We start from the raw sequence: 17,062 nt of genomic DNA on the forward strand, positions 1-17,062 counted from the left end.
ATTTTGCATTCTACATTTTAGAAGATTAGGAAATTGTTATGGAACTTAATCCAACTGAAAAAGATAAATTATTAATTTTTACCGCAGGCCTTGTTGCTGAGCGTCGTAAAGCGCGTGGATTAAAATTGAATTATCCAGAATCAATTGCATTTATTTCAGCAGCACTGCTTGAGGGCGCACGCGATGGCATGTCCGTGAGCGAGTTAATGCATTACGGCACAACCTTGTTAAGTCGTGAAGATGTCATGGATGGTGTCGCGGAAATGATTGCAGAAGTGCAGGTCGAAGCTACTTTTCCAGATGGTTCAAAGTTAGTCACAGTTCATCAACCCATTGTCTAATAAAAATAAGGAGTAAGCCATGATTCCTGGTGAAATTATTACGCCTGATTCAGACATTGAAATGAATGTCGGACGAGAAACACTGAAAATGCGTGTTGCTAATGCAGGCGATCGACCAATTCAAGTCGGTTCTCATTTTCACTTTGCTGAAGCCAATGATGCTTTGCAATTTAATCGAGAGCAAGCTAGAGGCTATCGACTCAACATCGCTGCTGGAACAGCAGTTCGTTTTGAACCGGGCCAAAGTCGAGATATCGAATTGGTTGCACTTGCAGGTAAACGTGAGGTGTATGGGTTTGCAGGGCGTGTTATGGGTAAATTGGATTAACTATTTTTATGCTCAAGTGTCTTGTTGAACAATTAAATTATTGTTAGTAATAAGTTCAATAAGTACATGAAAAAGCATAAGAGAATTAAATGTTAATAATGAAAATACGCCCAGCAACTGTTGATGATGTTGAAGCCATCGCTGCTGTTATTGAACCTTTTGTCGATTATGTTGTCGTGACTGAAGAAGGACGTGAACGCTTTAAACCTGATATGTTGAAAAACATCTTCCAACAACCACTTATTCATTATTTTGTGGCAGAAATTAATGAAGAAATCGTTGGGAATTTGGCGTATATCGCTCCATCTCATGTCATGCATTATTTCTTAAAAGCTGAATATCACGGTCAAGGTTATGGTCGACAAATGTGGGACTTTTTAGAGCAAGAAATACTTAAAAATGATCCCGATATAATCACAATAAATTCAAGTCATTATGCACTCGATATTTATAAAAAATATGGATTTGAAGTGGTCGGTGCGCTAACGGAGAAATGGGGTATTCAATTTATTCCGATGCAAAAGCTGCTAAAGCCAAAAAATCTAGAATAGGAAATATATTAATGAAAATGTCTCGCCGTGCTTATGCGGAAATGTTTGGTCCTACAGTAGGTGATAGAGTTCGCTTAGCTGATACAGAATTGTTTATTCAAGTTGAACAAGACCTCACGACTTATGGTGAAGAAGTTAAATTTGGCGGTGGCAAGGTCATTCGCGATGGTATGGGACAGTCACAATTATTGTCTGATGAGGTCGCTGATACCGTCATTACCAATGCTTTAATTGTCGATTGGTGGGGTATTGTCAAAGCCGATGTTGGACTTAAAAATGGTCGTATCTGGAAAATAGGTAAAGCAGGTAACCCTGATATTCAACCTGACATTACAATTCCTTTAGGTGCAGCAACTGAAGTCATCGCAGGTGAAGGACAAATCTTAACGGCGGGAGGGATTGATACTCACATTCATTGGATTTGCCCACAACAAGTTGAAACAGCACTAATGTCAGGCACAACTACAATGATTGGTGGTGGTACAGGCCCCGCCGCAGGAACATCTGCAACCACAGTAACTCCAGGCCCATGGCATATTGCGACCATGCTACAAGCTATTGATGATTTACCTATGAATATTGGTCTGTTAGGTAAAGGCAACTTGAGTCAGCCAGAACCAATCGCTGAACAAATCAAAGCCGGTGTGGTGGGTTTAAAATTACATGAAGACTGGGGATCGACGCCAGCCGCGATTGATAACTGTCTAAGTGTGGCGGATCAATACGATGTACAAGTTGCCATTCACACAGACACACTAAATGAAAGTGGCTTTCTAGAAGAAACCTTAGCAGCATTTAATAACCGGACCATCCACACTTACCATACTGAGGGTGCGGGCGGTGGTCACGCACCAGATATTTTAAAAGCAATTGGTCAACCCAATGTTTTACCATCTTCAACCAATCCCACACGTCCATATACCGTCAATACCATTGATGAACATTTAGATATGTTGATGGTTTGCCACCATTTAGACCCTGCAATTTCTGAAGATGTTGCTTTTGCTGAAAGTCGGATTCGCCGTGAAACTATTGCTGCAGAAGATATCTTGCAGGATATGGGCGCAATTGCCATGATGTCTTCCGACTCGCAAGCGATGGGGCGTGTGGGTGAAGTAATATTACGTACTTGGCAGACAGCACATAAAATGAAAGTGCAACGCGGCCCACTCGAAGGTGATAATCAAAATCACGATAACAATCGTGTGAAGCGCTATATTGCTAAATATACGATTAATCCTGCCATTACCCATGGATTAAGCCATGAAGTTGGTTCGATTGAAGTGGGTAAATTAGCCGATATTGTTTTATGGAAGCCTGCATTTTTTGGTGTTAAGCCCTCGATGATTATTAAAGGCGGAATGATTGCAGCTGCGCCGATGGGTGATATTAATGCTTCAATTCCAACGCCACAGCCTGTGCATTATCGTCCGATGTTTGGCGCTTACCCTCGTGGCGTACATAACACCTGCATTACCTTTTTATCGCAAGTGGCAATAGAGCAAGGCGTACATGAACAATTGGCTTTAAAGAAGTTGATTAGTCCTTGTAAAGCCACGCGTAATATCTCGAAAGCAGATATGAAGTTAAATACTTATTGTCCTGTAATGGAGGTTGACCCTGAGATTTATGAAGTACGTGCAGATGGTGTGCATTTGACTTGTGAGCCTGCGGAAGTGTTACCAATGGCGCAGCGTTACTTCTTATTTTAATCATTTCCAAAACACTATTTCACAAAGCCTTTCTGAATATGAAAGGCTTCTCTTTTTTAAATTTTAGTATTTTTGAAAAGTAAATAATCTTTAAAATATGAAAATACGACTACCTCTATAAGGGCTAACAATCCAAAAAATGTAAAATTTAATAATTTATGATTATACCCATCTACCAATAAGTCTAAAAAACAAATGAAATCATGATTCCACAGGCAAGTCTTAAAAGATTAATGCAGATAGGCTTTGTTGCACAAACCTATCTGTAAAGGCTTTTTCAGCGATATAATTTTCAAATGAAGAAGCCTACACACAAAATCTACCGCACAACCAATTGGCCCGCATATAACCGAGCACTCATGAGTCGCGGAAATATTGCCATTTGGTTTGATCCTGCTACGCAATGGTATGCGCCATCAAAAGGCAAACAAGGGCGAAATCAAACCTACTCCGACGCAGCCATCCAATGCTGCTTAATGATTAAATCCTTATTCCGTCTGTCTTTACGTATGGTCACTGGCTTTGTGCAAAGTCTGATTAAACTTTGCGGATTAAATTGGATAGCTCCAGATTACACCACGCTTTGTAGAAGACAAAAGCATATTGATATTGTAATCAGCTACCAAAAAAGTAGCGATGGGCTGCATCTACTCATGGACTCTACAGGCATGAAGTTTCTAGGTGAGGGCGAATGGAAACGCAAGAAACATGGACCTGAATATCGTCGCCAATGGCGTAAACTTCATATTGGTATAGATGCTAAAACCCTACAAATACGAGCAGTTCAGCTTACAACCAATAATGTCAGTGATTCACAGGTGCTTGGTGATTTACTTAATCAGATTCCACAAGATGAGCGGATTGACTCTGTTTATACCGATGGAGCTTATGACACCAAGCAATGCCGTCAGGTCATTGCAGATCGGCAAGCGCATGCGGTGATTCCACCTAGAAAAAATGCGAAACCATGGAAAGATACAAAGAGTAGCTCGCTAGAGCGAAATGAATTACTTCGAACAATTAAACGTTTAGGCAGGACACTATGGAAAAAATGGTCAGGCTATCATCGGCGAAGTTTGGTTGAAACTAAGATGCATTGCATCAAATTATTAGGAGATAAACTCAGTGCAAGGAGTTTTGATAGCCAAGTGAATGAGATCCATGCACGTGTAGCAGTCCTTAACAGATTTACGGAATTAGGTCGACCACTTACCCAAGTTACGCCTTAAATTTGGCTCAATTAGGGGCGCTTTGCATTTCCAATCTTTGTGCAACAAAGCCTTTCCGCAGGAACAGCTCGATCAAAAAAGAGCAGGGCATGATCGTCAGTTAGATCAATTTTTGCGTCAGCATTTGTCTGAGCTGCAAAGCCACGATCGTGTCGATCTGATAGGTCAGATTTGTAAAATTATTGAGGAATTATTGCCGCATCGAAGTTGTAATGTCGAACGTGTAGCTGAATATTTCTCGATTCACCGTTTTACTTTGTATCGTTATTTGAATAAACATCAGACCAGTTTTGAAGCCTTGCTTGAAGCCACGCGCAAGAAAATTGCAGCGGAGTTACTCAAAAACAAAAAACTTATGATTATAGAAGTGGCCAATCAAGTAGGTTATGACGATCAAGCCAATTTCACCCGCGCATTTAAGCGTTGGTATGGCATCACGCCCGGGCGTTGGAGACGGATGAATCTGCATGCTTAAAGTGTGCAGATTAAGCTTCATTTTTATTTCTTAAAATATGCGTTCGGCATTTGATGGGTGCTTAAAATCATTCCATCTGTCCACATTTGCACTATCTCCTTAAATTCCTCATAAGACGTCTTTTCTTGAATTCTCTAGAGTGTACCTCTATTCCAGCTTGACCTTGCTCAGCGTGTTTTTTTATTCAAGTTTTAAAAAATCATATGAAATCAGGTGCATGTTCCACAGATTCGTTTTGACTTAATTATCACTTTTTATAATATTGAATATTTGTATAAATAATTAATTAAAACAATAAATTAGAAGATTTAAGTTTTTTGTGCATAAGTGACCAAATGACTAAATAACACAACGAAATGACAAAATGAAGATCGGAAAAGACAGTATTTTAACAAACAAATGACCAAGACCGATCATATGCGGATCTTAAACAATAAGTCTAAAAAGATTTTAAAAAGGAAGTTTCTGATGATTGGAAATATGATGTTTCAACCTTTGTTGATTAGCAGCCTGATTGAACATGCCGCTCGTTATCATGCAGATACAGCCATTATCTCTAAAAATACTGATGGGTCGATGCTGCATACAGACTGGGGACAAATTGCTAAAAACTCAAAGCGTTTTGCCAATGTATTGCAGTCGTTTGGCTTTGCAGTCAGCGACCGTGTGGCCACCATTGCATGGAATAATCATCGTCACTTAGAAACATGGTATGGCATATCAGGCAGTGGGTTGGTTTGTCACACCATTAACCCACGACTTTTTCCTGAGCAGCTCAGCTATATTATTAACGATGCGAATGATAAGGCACTGATTTTTGATAAAACGTTTCTAAATCTAGTATTGTCAATTAAATCATTCATTCCCTATGTAGAGCATTTTATCTGCCTCGATGCTTATGATGAAGACATTCAAAAAGCTTTACCTGAAGTGCTGTTTTATGATGAGTTAATCGCACAGCAAAGTGAACATTTTGAGTGGCCTGAACTGGATGAAACTAAAGCCAGTTCACTGTGTTATACCTCGGGTACGACTGGGAATCCTAAAGGGGTTTTATACAGTCATCGTTCAAGTATTTTACATAGTTACGCAACCTGTTTACCCGATTAATTTAATTTTTCAGCGCAAGATTGCATTTTACCTGTTGTTCCCATGTTCCATGTCAACGCATGGGGCACGCCATATGCAGCGGCAATGGTTGGTTGCAGTATGGTGCTACCGGGGCCGATGTTAGATGGAGCAAGCTTGGTTCAGCTGATTGATCAATACAAAGTGACGACAGCTTTAGGTGTACCGACCATTTGGCAAGGGCTGCTTACAGCAGCGAAGCAATCTGGCAGCAAACTCGACAGCTTAAAACGCAATGTGGTCGGCGGCGCGGCTTGCCCACCGTCAATGCTGAAAACATTTAAAGATGATTTTCAGTGTGAAACTATTCATGCATGGGGCATGACGGAAACCAGCCCTCTGGGTGTGGTGAATCAACTCAAGTCTAAACATTTGCAGTTGGATGACTCGGCGCAATCGAGCTTACGTTACGCACAAGGCCGGCCACCGTTTGGGGTCAGCATTCGAATTTGTGATGCTGAAAAGGGCAGTACTGAATTGGCTACTGATGGACAAACTACAGGACATTTGCAAATTAAAGGGCACTGGATTGTAGATTCTTATTTCGATCAATTTAGCAATGCACTCACCGCAGATGGCTGGTTCGATACGGGTGATATGGCAACTATTGATTCAGATGGCTATATGGTCATCAGTGACCGTTCTAAAGATTTGATCAAATCAGGCGGAGAGTGGATTTCCTCGGTTGAGCTGGAAAATATTGCCATCGCACATCCTGAAATTGACATGGTGGCAGTTATTGCCGCGACCCATCCAAAATGGGATGAAAGACCTATTCTCATTGCTAAAAAGACCGCAGTCAGTCAGGTGTCTGAAGCTGAACTCTTAGATTATTACACGGGCAAAATTGCAAAATGGCAAATTCCTGATCGCGTGGTTTTTGTCGATAGTATTCCTGTCGGTGGTACAGGCAAAGTCCTGAAAAAAGATTTACGAGCGACCTATGGCTCAATTTTACTTGCCGTGGAATAAACAACATTTCGCATTCATTCATAACGCTTCAAGGAACGGACGATGACAGAACAAATATCTGCAGGCTTAAGATTTAGACAAGCACTGGAAGTGGAAAAACCATTACAAATTATCGGTACAGTCAATGCTTATGCAGCAATGATGGCGAAACAGGTGGGCTACAAGGCCATCTACCTTTCGGGTGCTGGTGTAGCCAACTACTCTTATGGATTGCCTGACTTAGGCATGACCAGTCTGGATAATGTTTTGGAAGATGTACGTCGCATTACCGAACGTGTAGACACCCCGTTACTGGTCGATATCGACACGGGTTGGGGTGGGGCATTTAACATTGCCCGCACTGTGAAACAAATGATTGCCGCAGGCGCAGCCGCAGTGCACATCGAAGACCAAGTAGCACAAAAACGCTGTGGCCACCGCCCCAACAAAGAAATCGTCACCCAACAAGAAATGGTCGACCGCGTAAAAGCCGCAGTTGATGCCAAAACCGATGCAAACTTTGTGGTGATGGCACGTACCGATGCCCTACAAAAAGAAGGCCTACAAGCGGTAATTGATCGTGCCTGTGCTTGTGTAGAAGCCGGTGCTGATGCGATCTTTGCTGAAGCAATGACTGACATTACCATGTACAAAACCGTCTGTGATGCAGTCGGTGTTCCAGTACTGGCGAACATTACCGAATTTGGCGATACCCCATACTACACCAAAGAACAACTGGCAGAACAAGGCATCTCGATGGTGCTGTACCCACTGTCACCGACCCGTGCCATGCAAAAGGCAGCACTGGAAGTCATGCATGCCATTCGCAATGACGGCACCCAAGTCAACGTCCTTGACAAAATGCAACAGCGCAAAGAACTCTACGAATTTCTCGATTACCACACCTTTGAAAACACATTAGACAAGCTGTTTAAACAGGAGAATTAAAAATGGCTGAAGGAAAAGTCCTCACAGGCGCAGGATTGCGCGGACAAGTCGCAGGAAAGACAGCACTCTCAACTGTAGGTAAAAGCGGAGCAGGTCTAACCTACCGTGGTTATGACGTACAAGACCTCGCTGAAAACTGCCAGTTTGAAGAAGTGGCCTACCTGATCTTCTTTGGTGAACTACCAACAGCAGCACAACTCACCACTTACAAGGCTAAACTTAAATCACTGCGCCAACTGCCACAAGCACTCAAAGAAGTATTAGAGCGTATCCCTGCGGATTCACACCCAATGGATGTGATGCGTACAGGCGTATCGATGCTAGGTAACCTAGAAACAGAACAATCCTTTGCAGAACAGCAAGATGTTGCAGACCGCATTCTCGCAACGCTTCCAGCGATCATTTGCTACTGGTACCGTTTTAGCCATGATGGCGTACGCATTGAAGAAAACACCGATGACGACTCAATCGGTGCTCAATTCTTACACCTGCTGCGTGGTGAAAAGCCAAATGAACTGCATGAACAAGTGATGAACGTATCACTGATCCTTTATGCAGAGCATGAATTCAACGCATCGACTTTCACCGCACGTGTATGCGCATCAACATTATCGGATATGCATTCATGTATTACCGGTGCAATTGGTTCACTACGTGGTCCATTGCACGGTGGAGCAAACGAAGCTGCGATGGAAATGATTGAAAACTGGACGTCACCTGAAGAAGCTGAGCGAGAAATGCTGGGCAAATTAGAACGTAAAGAAAAGATCATGGGCTTTGGACATGCAATCTACAAAGACAATGACCCACGTAATGGCATCATCAAAATTTGGTCAGAGCGCTTAGCCAAAGATGTGGGTGATACGGTACTGTATCCAGTTTCAGTACGTTGTGAAGAAGTGATGTGGCGTGAGAAGAAATTATTCTGTAATGCAGACTTCTTCCATGCATCGGCATACCACTTCATGGATATTGCGACCAAGTTATTCACCCCAATCTTCGTGATGAGCCGTGTGACAGGTTGGGCTGCGCATGTGATGGAACAACGTGCGGACAACCGTATTATTCGCCCAAGTGCGGACTATACGGGGCCTGAACTGCGTAAGGTAGTGCCAATTGAAGAACGTTCAGCGGCTTAAATTGAAAAATGTGTAATAAAGCCTCTTCGGAGTAATGCCAGTCAGTTAAGGGTTTTAGAAATAAAGCCCTTAGCTTTTTAGTTATGCACGAGGGAGTCTTATATTTTTAAATCATATACTTGGAGCTCATCTATTACTTTGGATAAGCCCAAAGTAATCAAAAGCATTTGTCTTCCGCAAAACTCGCCAAATTCCTTTTATTGATTAATTAATCGCAGAAAACTTACTTTTTAAAAATAGTTTTGCCTCGAACAGTTGCGGATGACGTTTCCGTGTATCGAATAACATCATGAATTTTAAAAAAAGCCAGGCAACTTCTTAACTGACTGGCTTTCCCTCTTCTGAGGTTTTATTTTTTAGGCATCAATAAAACAGGATCTTCAATGTTATAACCTGTTTCAAAAGGAATTCCGAGATATTGAACAGTTACCAGCACTTTTTGTTGATTAGGAACTTTATAACTTTGAGAAATGCGCAGCCCATTTTTATAGTCCACCGCCTTGTGTACGGGACTTTTCAAATTGTTGTATTTCACTTGATATTGATAGCTAAACTTCGGGATGTCGACTTTAGGATCATACCAAGAAGCTTCTTTTGAAGCCTTTTTACTGATGACTTGAATTTTAACCTGTTTGGGTGGAATTGGTGTTAAAGCTTTGAGTCGTTTTTTTATTTTTGCAATGTCATGGTCAAACTTTTGACTGTCTTGATCATAGTCAATTTTTTGAGTTTTTGGATTGATATATAAAGATTTCACTTCAATCAGTTTGGAGGGTGTTTTGCTGTTAAGTTGATAATAATACAATCGTGGTAAACGACCACGACCATCTAAATAATGTCGCATCACATAAATTTTTTGATCAGCTTGGTCAAGACCTAAAACTTCAATATTTTGTGGTCCCCCTACAGTTGCAAAACTGTGGCTTGAAAAAAATAAGGTGCTGAAAAGTAGAGGATGGATTATTTTCATCATCATGAAGCGCTTCACATTTTTATTGATTATGGTTCAGTTTAAGGGTTTTAAATGTAGAAAAATTAAATTTAGTGTAAAGATTTAAGCATTTTGAATACGTTGAATGACCATTTGAGCTACGTTTTTCGTAAGCTGATCAAGTCGCTCGAGCGCACTGCCTAGCAGTAAATAATGGTAAGTACTTAAACTGTTTTGATAATGAATGGCAATATAAAAGGTGCCTTCTGGTTTTTCAGGCGTCGCACTTCCACCAGGTTTGAGCAACCCTGTACAGGAGACAATAATATCGGCATGACGAAATAGTCGATGCCCGTGAAGTGCCATAGCTTCAGTGACTTCAATTGACTCCGCTGTATATTGCTGAATAAGTGCAGGATCAATCTTTAAAATTTCACATTTGATACTGGGGTCATAACTCACCAGTCCACCGAGTAAAATGTCAGCTCCGCTATGCTTATAAATCGAAAATTGACTGGATAGATAACCTGAACTGGCACTTTCGATAAAGGCAATGGTCAATTTTTTCTGTTCTAGGAGGTTGCAGCATTGCTTGAGTACTTGCACCACTTTAGCCTCCCGATGTCCATTATTTTGATCTGTTTGACAGCTTAGTCATAAACACGGTACACACCAACAAAACGATTACATGCTTTACTTTCACTTTTTACTGAAAGAATGGCTTTTTGAAAGTTGAACTGGTAGTGACAGTTGTTTTCATTGTCCGTGATGTTTTGCTTTTGATCGGGTGTGGTATAGGCCAAAAATGAAATGGTTTGGGTTTCTATACGATTATTGGGACTACGATATGCAACACCTTCGATCTTAATTTTATCTTTAGACAGCTGATGCACTTGTAGGTGCACAGGTTGTTTAGCAATGGCCCCATGTTCAAACTTTAAATAGTGTTGCGTCAAACTTTGATTTAATGATGTGTAGAAGTTCAGATCATCAATTCGGAAGTCCATCTGCTGCTGATAGCATGCTAAGGATTTACACTGCTGTAGGCGGTTTAGCCATAGCTGATGGGTATCGACCAATAAACGCTGAGGCGCATCACTGATTAAAAAAGCAGTCATGGATTGCGTGTCTAATTTTTGTCGAATATCTTTGAATTGATCGCTACAGATCTTTTTAAGGCTAGATGAAGTCGGATCATCACAGTCAATGACTTGAGCATAACTAAAGCTGGTACAAAGACAACTTAGACACACTAAAATACTAAATTTTTTCATAAGTTTTATGTCGGTTTTCAACAGCATGATCGCTTATACTTTCACTATGTTGCGCTGCTTGTAACTATAGCGAAAGAGAAAGCGTGAATACAAGATTTCAATCATTTATTTCTTAAAGGAAACTGAGCATGGTTGCACATATTCGAATTGGACAGGGACTTGATGTACATGCTTTTGAAGAGGGTGAATTTGTCACACTGGCAGGTATTCAAATTCCACATACACACGGCTTAAAAGCACATTCAGATGGTGATGTGGTTTTGCATGCTTTAACAGATGCATTATTGGGTGCGTTGGCTTTAGGGGATATTGGTCAGCATTTTCCCGATACCGATCCTCGCTTTAAAGGAGCAGACAGTCGAGTATTACTCAAACATGTCTATCAGCTCATTCTAGATCGTGGTTATCAGTTAAATAATGCTGACATTACTGTGGCATGTGAACGTCCGAAGTTGGCACCGCATAATTTAGCGATGCGCCAAAGCATTGCAGACGTTCTTGATGTTGAAATCACACAGATTAGCATTAAAGCAACGACCACGGAAAAACTGGGTTTTACGGGTCGTCAGGAAGGTATTTTATCTACAGCAACAGTGCTGATTTCTCACGCAAAATGATCAGGATTGATCATAGCCAGCTTTAATTCTTGTGTTGCTTTACGACCTTGAAGTTGTAAGGCAACAGCATGCACCAAACCTGTCCATGTGTCATTGGGTTCCCAAATTTGATGCATGGCTTCATGTGCGGTTGGCATATCGATATTCATATAATATTGACGATATAAATACATCAAACTACTGACGCGATAATTTTCTGAACAATGGACCCAAATGGTTTGTTCTTGCACCAAATGATCAATCATATCTAAGACCAATAAGCACTGATCATCAGACGGTGTATCCCATGAAATAGGCACATGTAGATAGTTCAACCCGAGCTCTAAACAGATTTGATCTTCATTGGCTAAATAGTTATTGCTATTACTGACCGCAAGATTGATGACCGTGTTTACACCATACTCTTTAATTTGCTGTAATTGCTCAGCAGTCGGTTGTCCAGAAGTAAACAAATGCTCGTGGATAAATTGAAAGTTAAGTGTTTGGCTTAAGTGTGTTTCAATAGCGTTCATAATTATTTCTTAATCTTAGAATGAAAAACGCCATCCGAAGATGGCGTTTTAAAAACTTAACGGTTCGGTAAAACGTCTTTGAGTGCTTCGTGCATCTCTAGTAATACCTTTTCTGTGGTATCCCAGTCAATACAACCATCGGTTACTGACTTGCCGTATTCAAGATCGCATAGGTTTTCAGGAATTTCCTGACGACCACCTTTCAGGTGACTTTCAACCATAATGCCGATAATAGATTTATTTCCATCAATAATTTGTTCGGTAATATTTTTAAGAACAAGTGGTTGAAGGAACGGGTCTTTGTTCGAGTTTGCATGACTGGTGTCAATCATGATTTTGGTGCTGACTTTCGCTTTAGCCAAAGCTGCTTCTGCTTCTGCTACAGAACCAGCATCGTAGTTTGGCTTGCCATTACCACCACGAAGTACCACGTGTGCATACGGGTTACCTGAAGTACGAATCACAGAGACTTGGCCTTGGTTGTTTAGACCCAAGAAGTGGTGACCATGTTTGACCGACTGCATGGCATTGGTTGCAACAGTTAAGCCACCATCTGTACCGTTTTTGAAACCTACGGGTGAAGAAAGACCAGAAGACATTTCACGGTGCGTTTGGCTTTCAGTGGTACGTGCACCAATCGCTGACCAAGAGATTAAGTCTTGGTAGTACTGTGGTGAGTTTGGATCAAGGGCTTCGGTCGCGCATGGTAAGCCTTTTTCATTTAACTCAACCAAAAGTTTACGACCAATGCGTAAACCTTTTTCAATGTTGAATGAGTCATTCATGTCTGGGTCATTGATCAGACCTTTCCAACCCACAGTGGTGCGTGGCTTTTCAAAATAAACACGCATTACGACATAGATTGAGTCTTTAATTTTATCGCTTAAAACTTTTAAACGGTCTGCGTATTCGTGAGCAGCAACTGGGTCATGAATTGAACATGGGCCAATCACCACAAAAATGCGTTTGTCTTTACCATCTAAAATATTGCGAATCGTTTCACGACCGTGAAGTACAGTTTGATATGCAGACTCAGTGAGAGGCAATTCAGTTTTTAATTCCGCTGGGGTAACTAGCGGATGAATGCTTTGTAAATTCACGTCATCGATGTCGTTTTGGGTAATAGAGTTTGACTGTAGAGTATTCATTGCCGTCACTGGTTCGATCGTATTAAGTTGCTTTATAAGCTGAATATAACACGGTTTAGCTGATAAAAGGTTATAAAAAAGTCGAATGAATCTTTGAAAAAAAAGTGATGAATCTTAGGTTTATTTTAAATCAGAATGCCTATACTAAGGCATTCTTAACTGTTGAAATTTGAACAACTTGAGCCGTTTCGGCAGGTTTCACAGGTTTCGCTTTGATCGGATTCAACATGAAGTTCACACCCAGCGCGAACAGGGTAATACCCAACACTTTACGGATGATCTTTTCAGGAAGGCGTGAACTAATCAGTGTTCCAATAATAATTGCTGGAATAGAACCGACCAATAACCACATAAGGAGGTGGAAGTCCACGTTGCCTGAAGTCATATGACCCATACCTGCAACGAAAGTAAGTAGTACTGCATGCACAACATCAGAACCAATAATACGAATCATTGGTAGGTTGGGAAACATAATGACCAAAGCCATGATTCCGAAAGCACCTGCACCAACTGATGATAGTGTCACGAAGACCCCAAGAACCACACCCATCATCACAATGTACTTACGTTTATTGCTGGTTTGAAGCTGAACTTTTTCTAAGTCTTCAGTCATGTCAGGGAGTTCATCTTTACGTAATTTGTTGAAAAAATTTTCAATTTGATTACGGAAGACAATTGATAAACCTGTAATGGTCAACATGAAGCCTAAAACCATGGTGAGCACGGCTTTGTAGTGGGTAGACTGGCTCAAATAGTTGTCGAGTACCCAGTGCGTTGCAAAGGAAGCAGGAATACTGCCAATTGCAAGCCAAAGCACAATCGGCCACACAATATTTAGTTTTTTGGCATGTACAAATGAACCACAAAATTTTGAAATTGCGGCATAGAGCAAGTCAGTACCAATGGCAATGTGCGGTTCAATTCTGAAAAGGCTAATGAGGATCGGCGTCATTAAAGAACCGCCACCCACACCAGTAATTCCCACACAAAAACCGACTAAAACACCTGCGAGAATAAATTCGAGTGGACCAAACATTGTTATATGCCAAAATATCAAAAAACGTGCATATCTTATGACGTTTTCATATAAGTCGTTGTCTTGATTGTTGATTTACTTATTCTAAAAAGAGATATAGGAGTTATTGTTTGAGCTGCAGCCGCGTTTTTATTTTCATGCCTACAATTATCAGTAACCACAATAGGTTAAAACCTATGAGTGTTCGTATAACATAAAGAGGGGCTAGCTGATGCTTTTTTATTGCTCAAAATCCGCCGCGGTCGAGCTATAGGTCATATGTAAGTGTTGAAGACGTGGATCTGCTAATGTAATCTGATGAATAAATGCCTCCTTTTTTGCATTTTTTAGGTTCCAAAAAATATGCTTCAAATAGTAAACCTCGACCTGCTTTGCTGTAAATCGGTGACGATTGATTACATAGTGTTTGAGCATGTTCTCCCATCAATGCGCAATTTGCGATCCATAAATGATGCTGTTGTTTAAATTTCAAGGCGTTGATTCGTTCTTTACCGACTTCAACAGTGATTTCATTAAAGGTTTTACTTTGAATTGGAGTAGGGATCCAGCCGCTTGGGAAACAAATAAATACAAGCAAATTGAAAATGAAGGAAATAAAAAGCGTCCAGCCAAAATAATGCTTCGACCAACTGCAGAGCTATTGAAAGGGCATGATGATTTCTTGTTGTAACCAATCTAAAGCTGAACGCAATGTTTGTCCCGTGAAAAGGTGTATAAAAGTGCTTATTATTTAGCGTGTTATAACTAAAAAATCGCGGTGTTTCAACTTAAATGATTTTGATCACTCTTTAAAATTCTGTTGAGATGGTTCTGGCTCATATATTTACACACCTTTTTATTTGGCTCATGATCGAAATAAAAAGGCGTGTGAGTTGTAGAGTAAATACTTACTTAGATTGAGCTGTTCTTTTAGGTTTTAAGTCATTGATGCTTAAAATCAGTATAAAAAGTATCGGAGTTGCAAATACAAATAAACTGACACTTCCCACACCGCGGCCCGTGAATTGAATCAATAAAATTAATGTCGCGGCCAGTACACCAAAAGCCAGATATCGGCAGATTTGATAATGTTCTGCACACTTGGCCCAACGTGACTTTTGAGTTTTTGGACGTTGCTTATCGCTCACCAGAAATAATACATAGCACGCGAAAGTGATGAGAAGTCCTGCAATCAAGTAGATCATGAATTGGGCTCCTGAACTGCAGTATTGGCATATTTTTTCTGAATTTTTTGTACTGCTTTTTGTTGAATGGGCTGGATTTTTTGATGTAAGAAAATAGCCAATATCGCAAGGATGGAGATCATAAGATCAACTCGCAAGAATAACCAATATTCATTCAAGTTATGCACATATTGGTGGCTGATTAAATAGTAAAGATTGAAAATAGGCAAAGATACAGTCAGTAAAATGAAGACCTTCAGTTGAGTGTTCCAAAGGTGTTGCTGTGGAGTGAGCAGTGCAATGACTAAACTGAGTAACCAAGTGCCGAAAAATGCGTAGATTTCGTAGTTGGGTTGACCTGCTTCTAACTGAAGTAAACGGTTTGCACAAAGATAACTGAGCATGGCAATCGGCAAGCCAATGATGGCAGCCGTATTTAGGCGGTTAACCACATAATGTCCAAAGTGGAAACTTTGTTTCTTATTTTGTAGCTGACGTTTTAAGCTCCAGAGTAAAAGTCCAGACGCGATCATGGCACAGCCTAAAAGCCCTGAGAAAAATAACGCAAAGCGTAATAGGGGCTGCGCAAAGTGTGCCATATGTAAACCATAGACTCCATTATTGAGCGTGGCAATTGCACTATTATTTCGAGTGTCTCCGAGCAGGACACCAGATTTGCCGTTAAAGCTGAGTTGGGCTTGGTTTCGCGTGATGCTTCGGTCAGCTGACTCAATCAAGTTCACCTGAGCGATATTGGTATTGGGGTGTTTGACCGTAATATTGTCAATTTCTGTTTTACCCCAACGCTGCCCAGATTGTTGTATGAAGTATTCAATTGGATGCATCGTAGCAGGTGCCGGTTTATCATCAGAGCTGATGCTAATATTTCTAATTTCATCAAAATATTGGAACGGTTGCTCTGGATAAAGTCTCTTCATGCCATTGGGAAGAATGAGATAAAAGAAAATGGCTAAACCAGTGAATGTAATGGTCAGGAAAAAGGGCAAAGCAATGACAGAGGTGACATTGTGAAAGTCTAGATACGAGCGTTGCCCTTTGAAGGCTCTTAGGGTAAAGAATTCGGTGAATATTTTTTTGTGTGTGATGATGCCTGAAATGAGGATGATCAACATTAAGAAGGCAGCAATCGTGACTAAAAGTCTACCGATAAAATAGGGCACACCATACAGCTGATAGTGAAAGCCATAGAAAAACTCACCGCCTTGGGTTGCTGACAAGGTGACTTCTTTACCTGTGTTCGCATCCAAAGTCTTATTTTCGTAGCCACCATCGGCCTTTTGCCAGTAGATTTTATTAACAGGTGAACTAGGACTAGCTACGCCAATATACCAACTTTGCGCATCTGCGGCATTTTTTTGTAAGTATTGATATGCCGACTCCATCGCTGTGTCTTGTTTGACCTGCATGGTGGCAAATTGAGGTTGCATCCACAAATTTATTTCATGACGATAATAGGTCGCAGCACCTGTTAAAAATATGGCAAATAATAACCAACCCAGTGTTAGTCCAAGCCAAGAGTGTAGCCATGCCATTGACTGGCGAACAGATTTTTGCATGG

At 40.8% G+C, this 17,062-nt stretch carries 19 protein-coding genes and 1 pseudogene; 11 read left to right on the top strand and 9 right to left on the bottom strand.

Annotation, left to right across the window (positions count from 1 at the left end; translation table 11 throughout):
- Nucleotides 1–38: 38 nt before the first annotated feature.
- The 9 genes and pseudogenes from ureA (at nucleotide 39) to prpC (ending at nucleotide 8,802) form a co-directional block, all read left to right on the top strand.
- The gene (ureA, locus tag AC4CUX_RS14905) at nucleotides 39–341 is read left to right on the top strand and encodes an urease subunit gamma (protein WP_004778079.1); all 303 of its coding nucleotides are present in this window, start codon (nucleotides 39–41) and stop codon (nucleotides 339–341) included.
- Between the two features lie 19 nt (nucleotides 342–360).
- The gene (locus AC4CUX_RS14910; protein ID WP_004778077.1) at nucleotides 361–669 is read left to right on the top strand and encodes an urease subunit beta; all 309 of its coding nucleotides are present in this window, start codon (nucleotides 361–363) and stop codon (nucleotides 667–669) included.
- A gap of 89 nt (nucleotides 670–758) precedes the next feature.
- Nucleotides 759–1,220: a GNAT family N-acetyltransferase gene (locus tag AC4CUX_RS14915; protein ID WP_004778076.1), complete on the top strand. Its 462-nt coding sequence runs from the start codon at nucleotides 759–761 to the stop codon at nucleotides 1,218–1,220.
- An 11-nt stretch (nucleotides 1,221–1,231) separates the two neighbouring features.
- Complete coding sequence (gene ureC / locus AC4CUX_RS14920; RefSeq protein WP_004778074.1) at nucleotides 1,232–2,932, top strand: urease subunit alpha; 1,701 nt, start codon at nucleotides 1,232–1,234, stop codon at nucleotides 2,930–2,932.
- A 296-nt stretch (nucleotides 2,933–3,228) separates the two neighbouring features.
- On the top strand, nucleotides 3,229–4,161 hold the full coding sequence (locus AC4CUX_RS14925; RefSeq protein WP_053579251.1) for an IS5-like element ISAba12 family transposase: 933 nt from the start codon (nucleotides 3,229–3,231) through the stop codon (nucleotides 4,159–4,161).
- A 22-nt stretch (nucleotides 4,162–4,183) separates the two neighbouring features.
- A complete protein-coding gene (locus AC4CUX_RS14930) occupies nucleotides 4,184–4,636 on the top strand; it encodes a helix-turn-helix transcriptional regulator (protein ID WP_490747772.1) in 453 nt (150 codons plus the stop codon).
- Nucleotides 4,637–5,104: 468 nt separating this feature from the next.
- Nucleotides 5,105–6,736, top strand: a pseudogene (locus tag AC4CUX_RS14935) (long-chain-fatty-acid--CoA ligase).
- 42 nt (nucleotides 6,737–6,778) lie between these two features.
- A complete protein-coding gene (gene prpB, locus AC4CUX_RS14940) occupies nucleotides 6,779–7,663 on the top strand; it encodes a methylisocitrate lyase (protein WP_151836137.1) in 885 nt (294 codons plus the stop codon).
- Between the two features lie 2 nt (nucleotides 7,664–7,665).
- Nucleotides 7,666–8,802 carry a bifunctional 2-methylcitrate synthase/citrate synthase gene (prpC, locus tag AC4CUX_RS14945; RefSeq protein WP_490792499.1) on the top strand — a complete coding sequence of 379 codons (1,137 nt, stop codon included), beginning with the start codon at nucleotides 7,666–7,668 and terminating at the stop codon, nucleotides 8,800–8,802.
- A 349-nt stretch (nucleotides 8,803–9,151) separates the two neighbouring features.
- On the opposite strand, the gene AC4CUX_RS14950 is transcribed toward prpC, so the two are convergent.
- The 3 genes from AC4CUX_RS14950 to AC4CUX_RS14960 form a co-directional block, all read right to left on the bottom strand.
- Nucleotides 9,152–9,778 carry an aminotransferase gene (locus AC4CUX_RS14950; protein ID WP_490747771.1) on the bottom strand — a complete coding sequence of 209 codons (627 nt, stop codon included), beginning with the start codon at nucleotides 9,776–9,778 and terminating at the stop codon, nucleotides 9,152–9,154.
- A gap of 78 nt (nucleotides 9,779–9,856) precedes the next feature.
- Nucleotides 9,857–10,339 (bottom strand): CinA family protein, encoded by a 483-nt coding sequence (locus AC4CUX_RS14955; RefSeq protein ID WP_348958646.1) that lies wholly within the window; start codon nucleotides 10,337–10,339, stop codon nucleotides 9,857–9,859.
- 44 nt (nucleotides 10,340–10,383) lie between these two features.
- Nucleotides 10,384–11,034 (bottom strand): A1S_1983 family putative colistin resistance protein, encoded by a 651-nt coding sequence (locus AC4CUX_RS14960; RefSeq protein ID WP_490747770.1) that lies wholly within the window; start codon nucleotides 11,032–11,034, stop codon nucleotides 10,384–10,386.
- A gap of 101 nt (nucleotides 11,035–11,135) precedes the next feature.
- Here AC4CUX_RS14960 and ispF point away from each other — a divergent pair, with 101 nt between their 5' ends.
- Nucleotides 11,136–11,624, top strand: coding sequence for a 2-C-methyl-D-erythritol 2,4-cyclodiphosphate synthase (gene ispF / locus AC4CUX_RS14965; RefSeq protein ID WP_004979990.1), 489 nt, complete (start codon nucleotides 11,136–11,138; stop codon nucleotides 11,622–11,624).
- Here the strand turns inward: ispF and AC4CUX_RS14970 are convergent.
- From AC4CUX_RS14970 to AC4CUX_RS14985, 4 genes are all read right to left on the bottom strand, one after another.
- Nucleotides 11,612–12,136 (bottom strand): protein tyrosine phosphatase family protein, encoded by a 525-nt coding sequence (locus AC4CUX_RS14970; RefSeq protein WP_490792500.1) that lies wholly within the window; start codon nucleotides 12,134–12,136, stop codon nucleotides 11,612–11,614. The two genes, ispF and AC4CUX_RS14970, sit on opposite strands and share 13 nt — an antisense overlap.
- Nucleotides 12,137–12,192: 56 nt before the next feature.
- Nucleotides 12,193–13,284, bottom strand: a complete 1,092-nt coding sequence (locus AC4CUX_RS14975; protein ID WP_004693350.1) for a 3-deoxy-7-phosphoheptulonate synthase — start codon at nucleotides 13,282–13,284, stop codon at nucleotides 12,193–12,195.
- Between the two features lie 139 nt (nucleotides 13,285–13,423).
- Entirely contained in the window at nucleotides 13,424–14,320 is an 897-nt protein-coding gene (locus AC4CUX_RS14980; RefSeq protein WP_490747768.1) for a sulfite exporter TauE/SafE family protein, read from the bottom strand.
- Between the two features lie 219 nt (nucleotides 14,321–14,539).
- Nucleotides 14,540–14,734 carry a hypothetical protein gene (locus AC4CUX_RS14985; protein ID WP_490792501.1) on the bottom strand — a complete coding sequence of 65 codons (195 nt, stop codon included), beginning with the start codon at nucleotides 14,732–14,734 and terminating at the stop codon, nucleotides 14,540–14,542.
- A gap of 34 nt (nucleotides 14,735–14,768) precedes the next feature.
- Here AC4CUX_RS14985 and AC4CUX_RS14990 point away from each other — a divergent pair, with 34 nt between their 5' ends.
- Entirely contained in the window at nucleotides 14,769–14,990 is a 222-nt protein-coding gene (locus AC4CUX_RS14990; RefSeq protein WP_490747766.1) for a hypothetical protein, read from the top strand.
- 217 nt (nucleotides 14,991–15,207) lie between these two features.
- Here the strand turns inward: AC4CUX_RS14990 and AC4CUX_RS14995 are convergent, their stop codons facing one another.
- Both AC4CUX_RS14995 and AC4CUX_RS15000 read right to left on the bottom strand, forming a co-directional pair.
- Nucleotides 15,208–15,504, bottom strand: a complete 297-nt coding sequence (locus tag AC4CUX_RS14995) for a hypothetical protein (protein ID WP_490747765.1) — start codon at nucleotides 15,502–15,504, stop codon at nucleotides 15,208–15,210.
- Nucleotides 15,501–17,060, bottom strand: a complete 1,560-nt coding sequence (locus AC4CUX_RS15000) for a PepSY-associated TM helix domain-containing protein (protein WP_490747764.1) — start codon at nucleotides 17,058–17,060, stop codon at nucleotides 15,501–15,503. The genes AC4CUX_RS14995 and AC4CUX_RS15000 overlap by 4 nt, the downstream gene beginning before the upstream one ends.
- Nucleotides 17,061–17,062 lie beyond the last annotated feature (2 nt).

It is taken from the genome of Acinetobacter sp. 231_lipA, from assembly GCF_058243005.1.

Coding starts and splice junctions, on each gene's coding strand:
- ureA (WP_004778079.1), top strand. CDS start 39: ATGGAACTTAATCCAACTGAAAAAGATAAATTATTAATTTTTACCGCA.
- AC4CUX_RS14910 (WP_004778077.1), top strand. CDS start 361: ATGATTCCTGGTGAAATTATTACGCCTGATTCAGACATTGAAATGAAT.
- AC4CUX_RS14915 (WP_004778076.1), top strand. CDS start 759: ATGTTAATAATGAAAATACGCCCAGCAACTGTTGATGATGTTGAAGCC.
- ureC (WP_004778074.1), top strand. CDS start 1,232: ATGAAAATGTCTCGCCGTGCTTATGCGGAAATGTTTGGTCCTACAGTA.
- AC4CUX_RS14925 (WP_053579251.1), top strand. CDS start 3,229: ATGAAGAAGCCTACACACAAAATCTACCGCACAACCAATTGGCCCGCA.
- prpB (WP_151836137.1), top strand. CDS start 6,779: ATGACAGAACAAATATCTGCAGGCTTAAGATTTAGACAAGCACTGGAA.
- prpC (WP_490792499.1), top strand. CDS start 7,666: ATGGCTGAAGGAAAAGTCCTCACAGGCGCAGGATTGCGCGGACAAGTC.
- AC4CUX_RS14950 (WP_490747771.1), bottom strand. CDS start 9,778: ATGATGATGAAAATAATCCATCCTCTACTTTTCAGCACCTTATTTTTT.
- AC4CUX_RS14960 (WP_490747770.1), bottom strand. CDS start 11,034: ATGCTGTTGAAAACCGACATAAAACTTATGAAAAAATTTAGTATTTTA.
- ispF (WP_004979990.1), top strand. CDS start 11,136: ATGGTTGCACATATTCGAATTGGACAGGGACTTGATGTACATGCTTTT.
- AC4CUX_RS14970 (WP_490792500.1), bottom strand. CDS start 12,136: ATGAACGCTATTGAAACACACTTAAGCCAAACACTTAACTTTCAATTT.
- AC4CUX_RS14975 (WP_004693350.1), bottom strand. CDS start 13,284: ATGAATACTCTACAGTCAAACTCTATTACCCAAAACGACATCGATGAC.
- AC4CUX_RS14980 (WP_490747768.1), bottom strand. CDS start 14,320: ATGTTTGGTCCACTCGAATTTATTCTCGCAGGTGTTTTAGTCGGTTTT.
- AC4CUX_RS14985 (WP_490792501.1), bottom strand. CDS start 14,734: ATGCTCAAACACTATGTAATCAATCGTCACCGATTTACAGCAAAGCAG.
- AC4CUX_RS14990 (WP_490747766.1), top strand. CDS start 14,769: ATGATGCTGTTGTTTAAATTTCAAGGCGTTGATTCGTTCTTTACCGAC.
- AC4CUX_RS14995 (WP_490747765.1), bottom strand. CDS start 15,504: ATGATCTACTTGATTGCAGGACTTCTCATCACTTTCGCGTGCTATGTA.
- AC4CUX_RS15000 (WP_490747764.1), bottom strand. CDS start 17,060: ATGCAAAAATCTGTTCGCCAGTCAATGGCATGGCTACACTCTTGGCTT.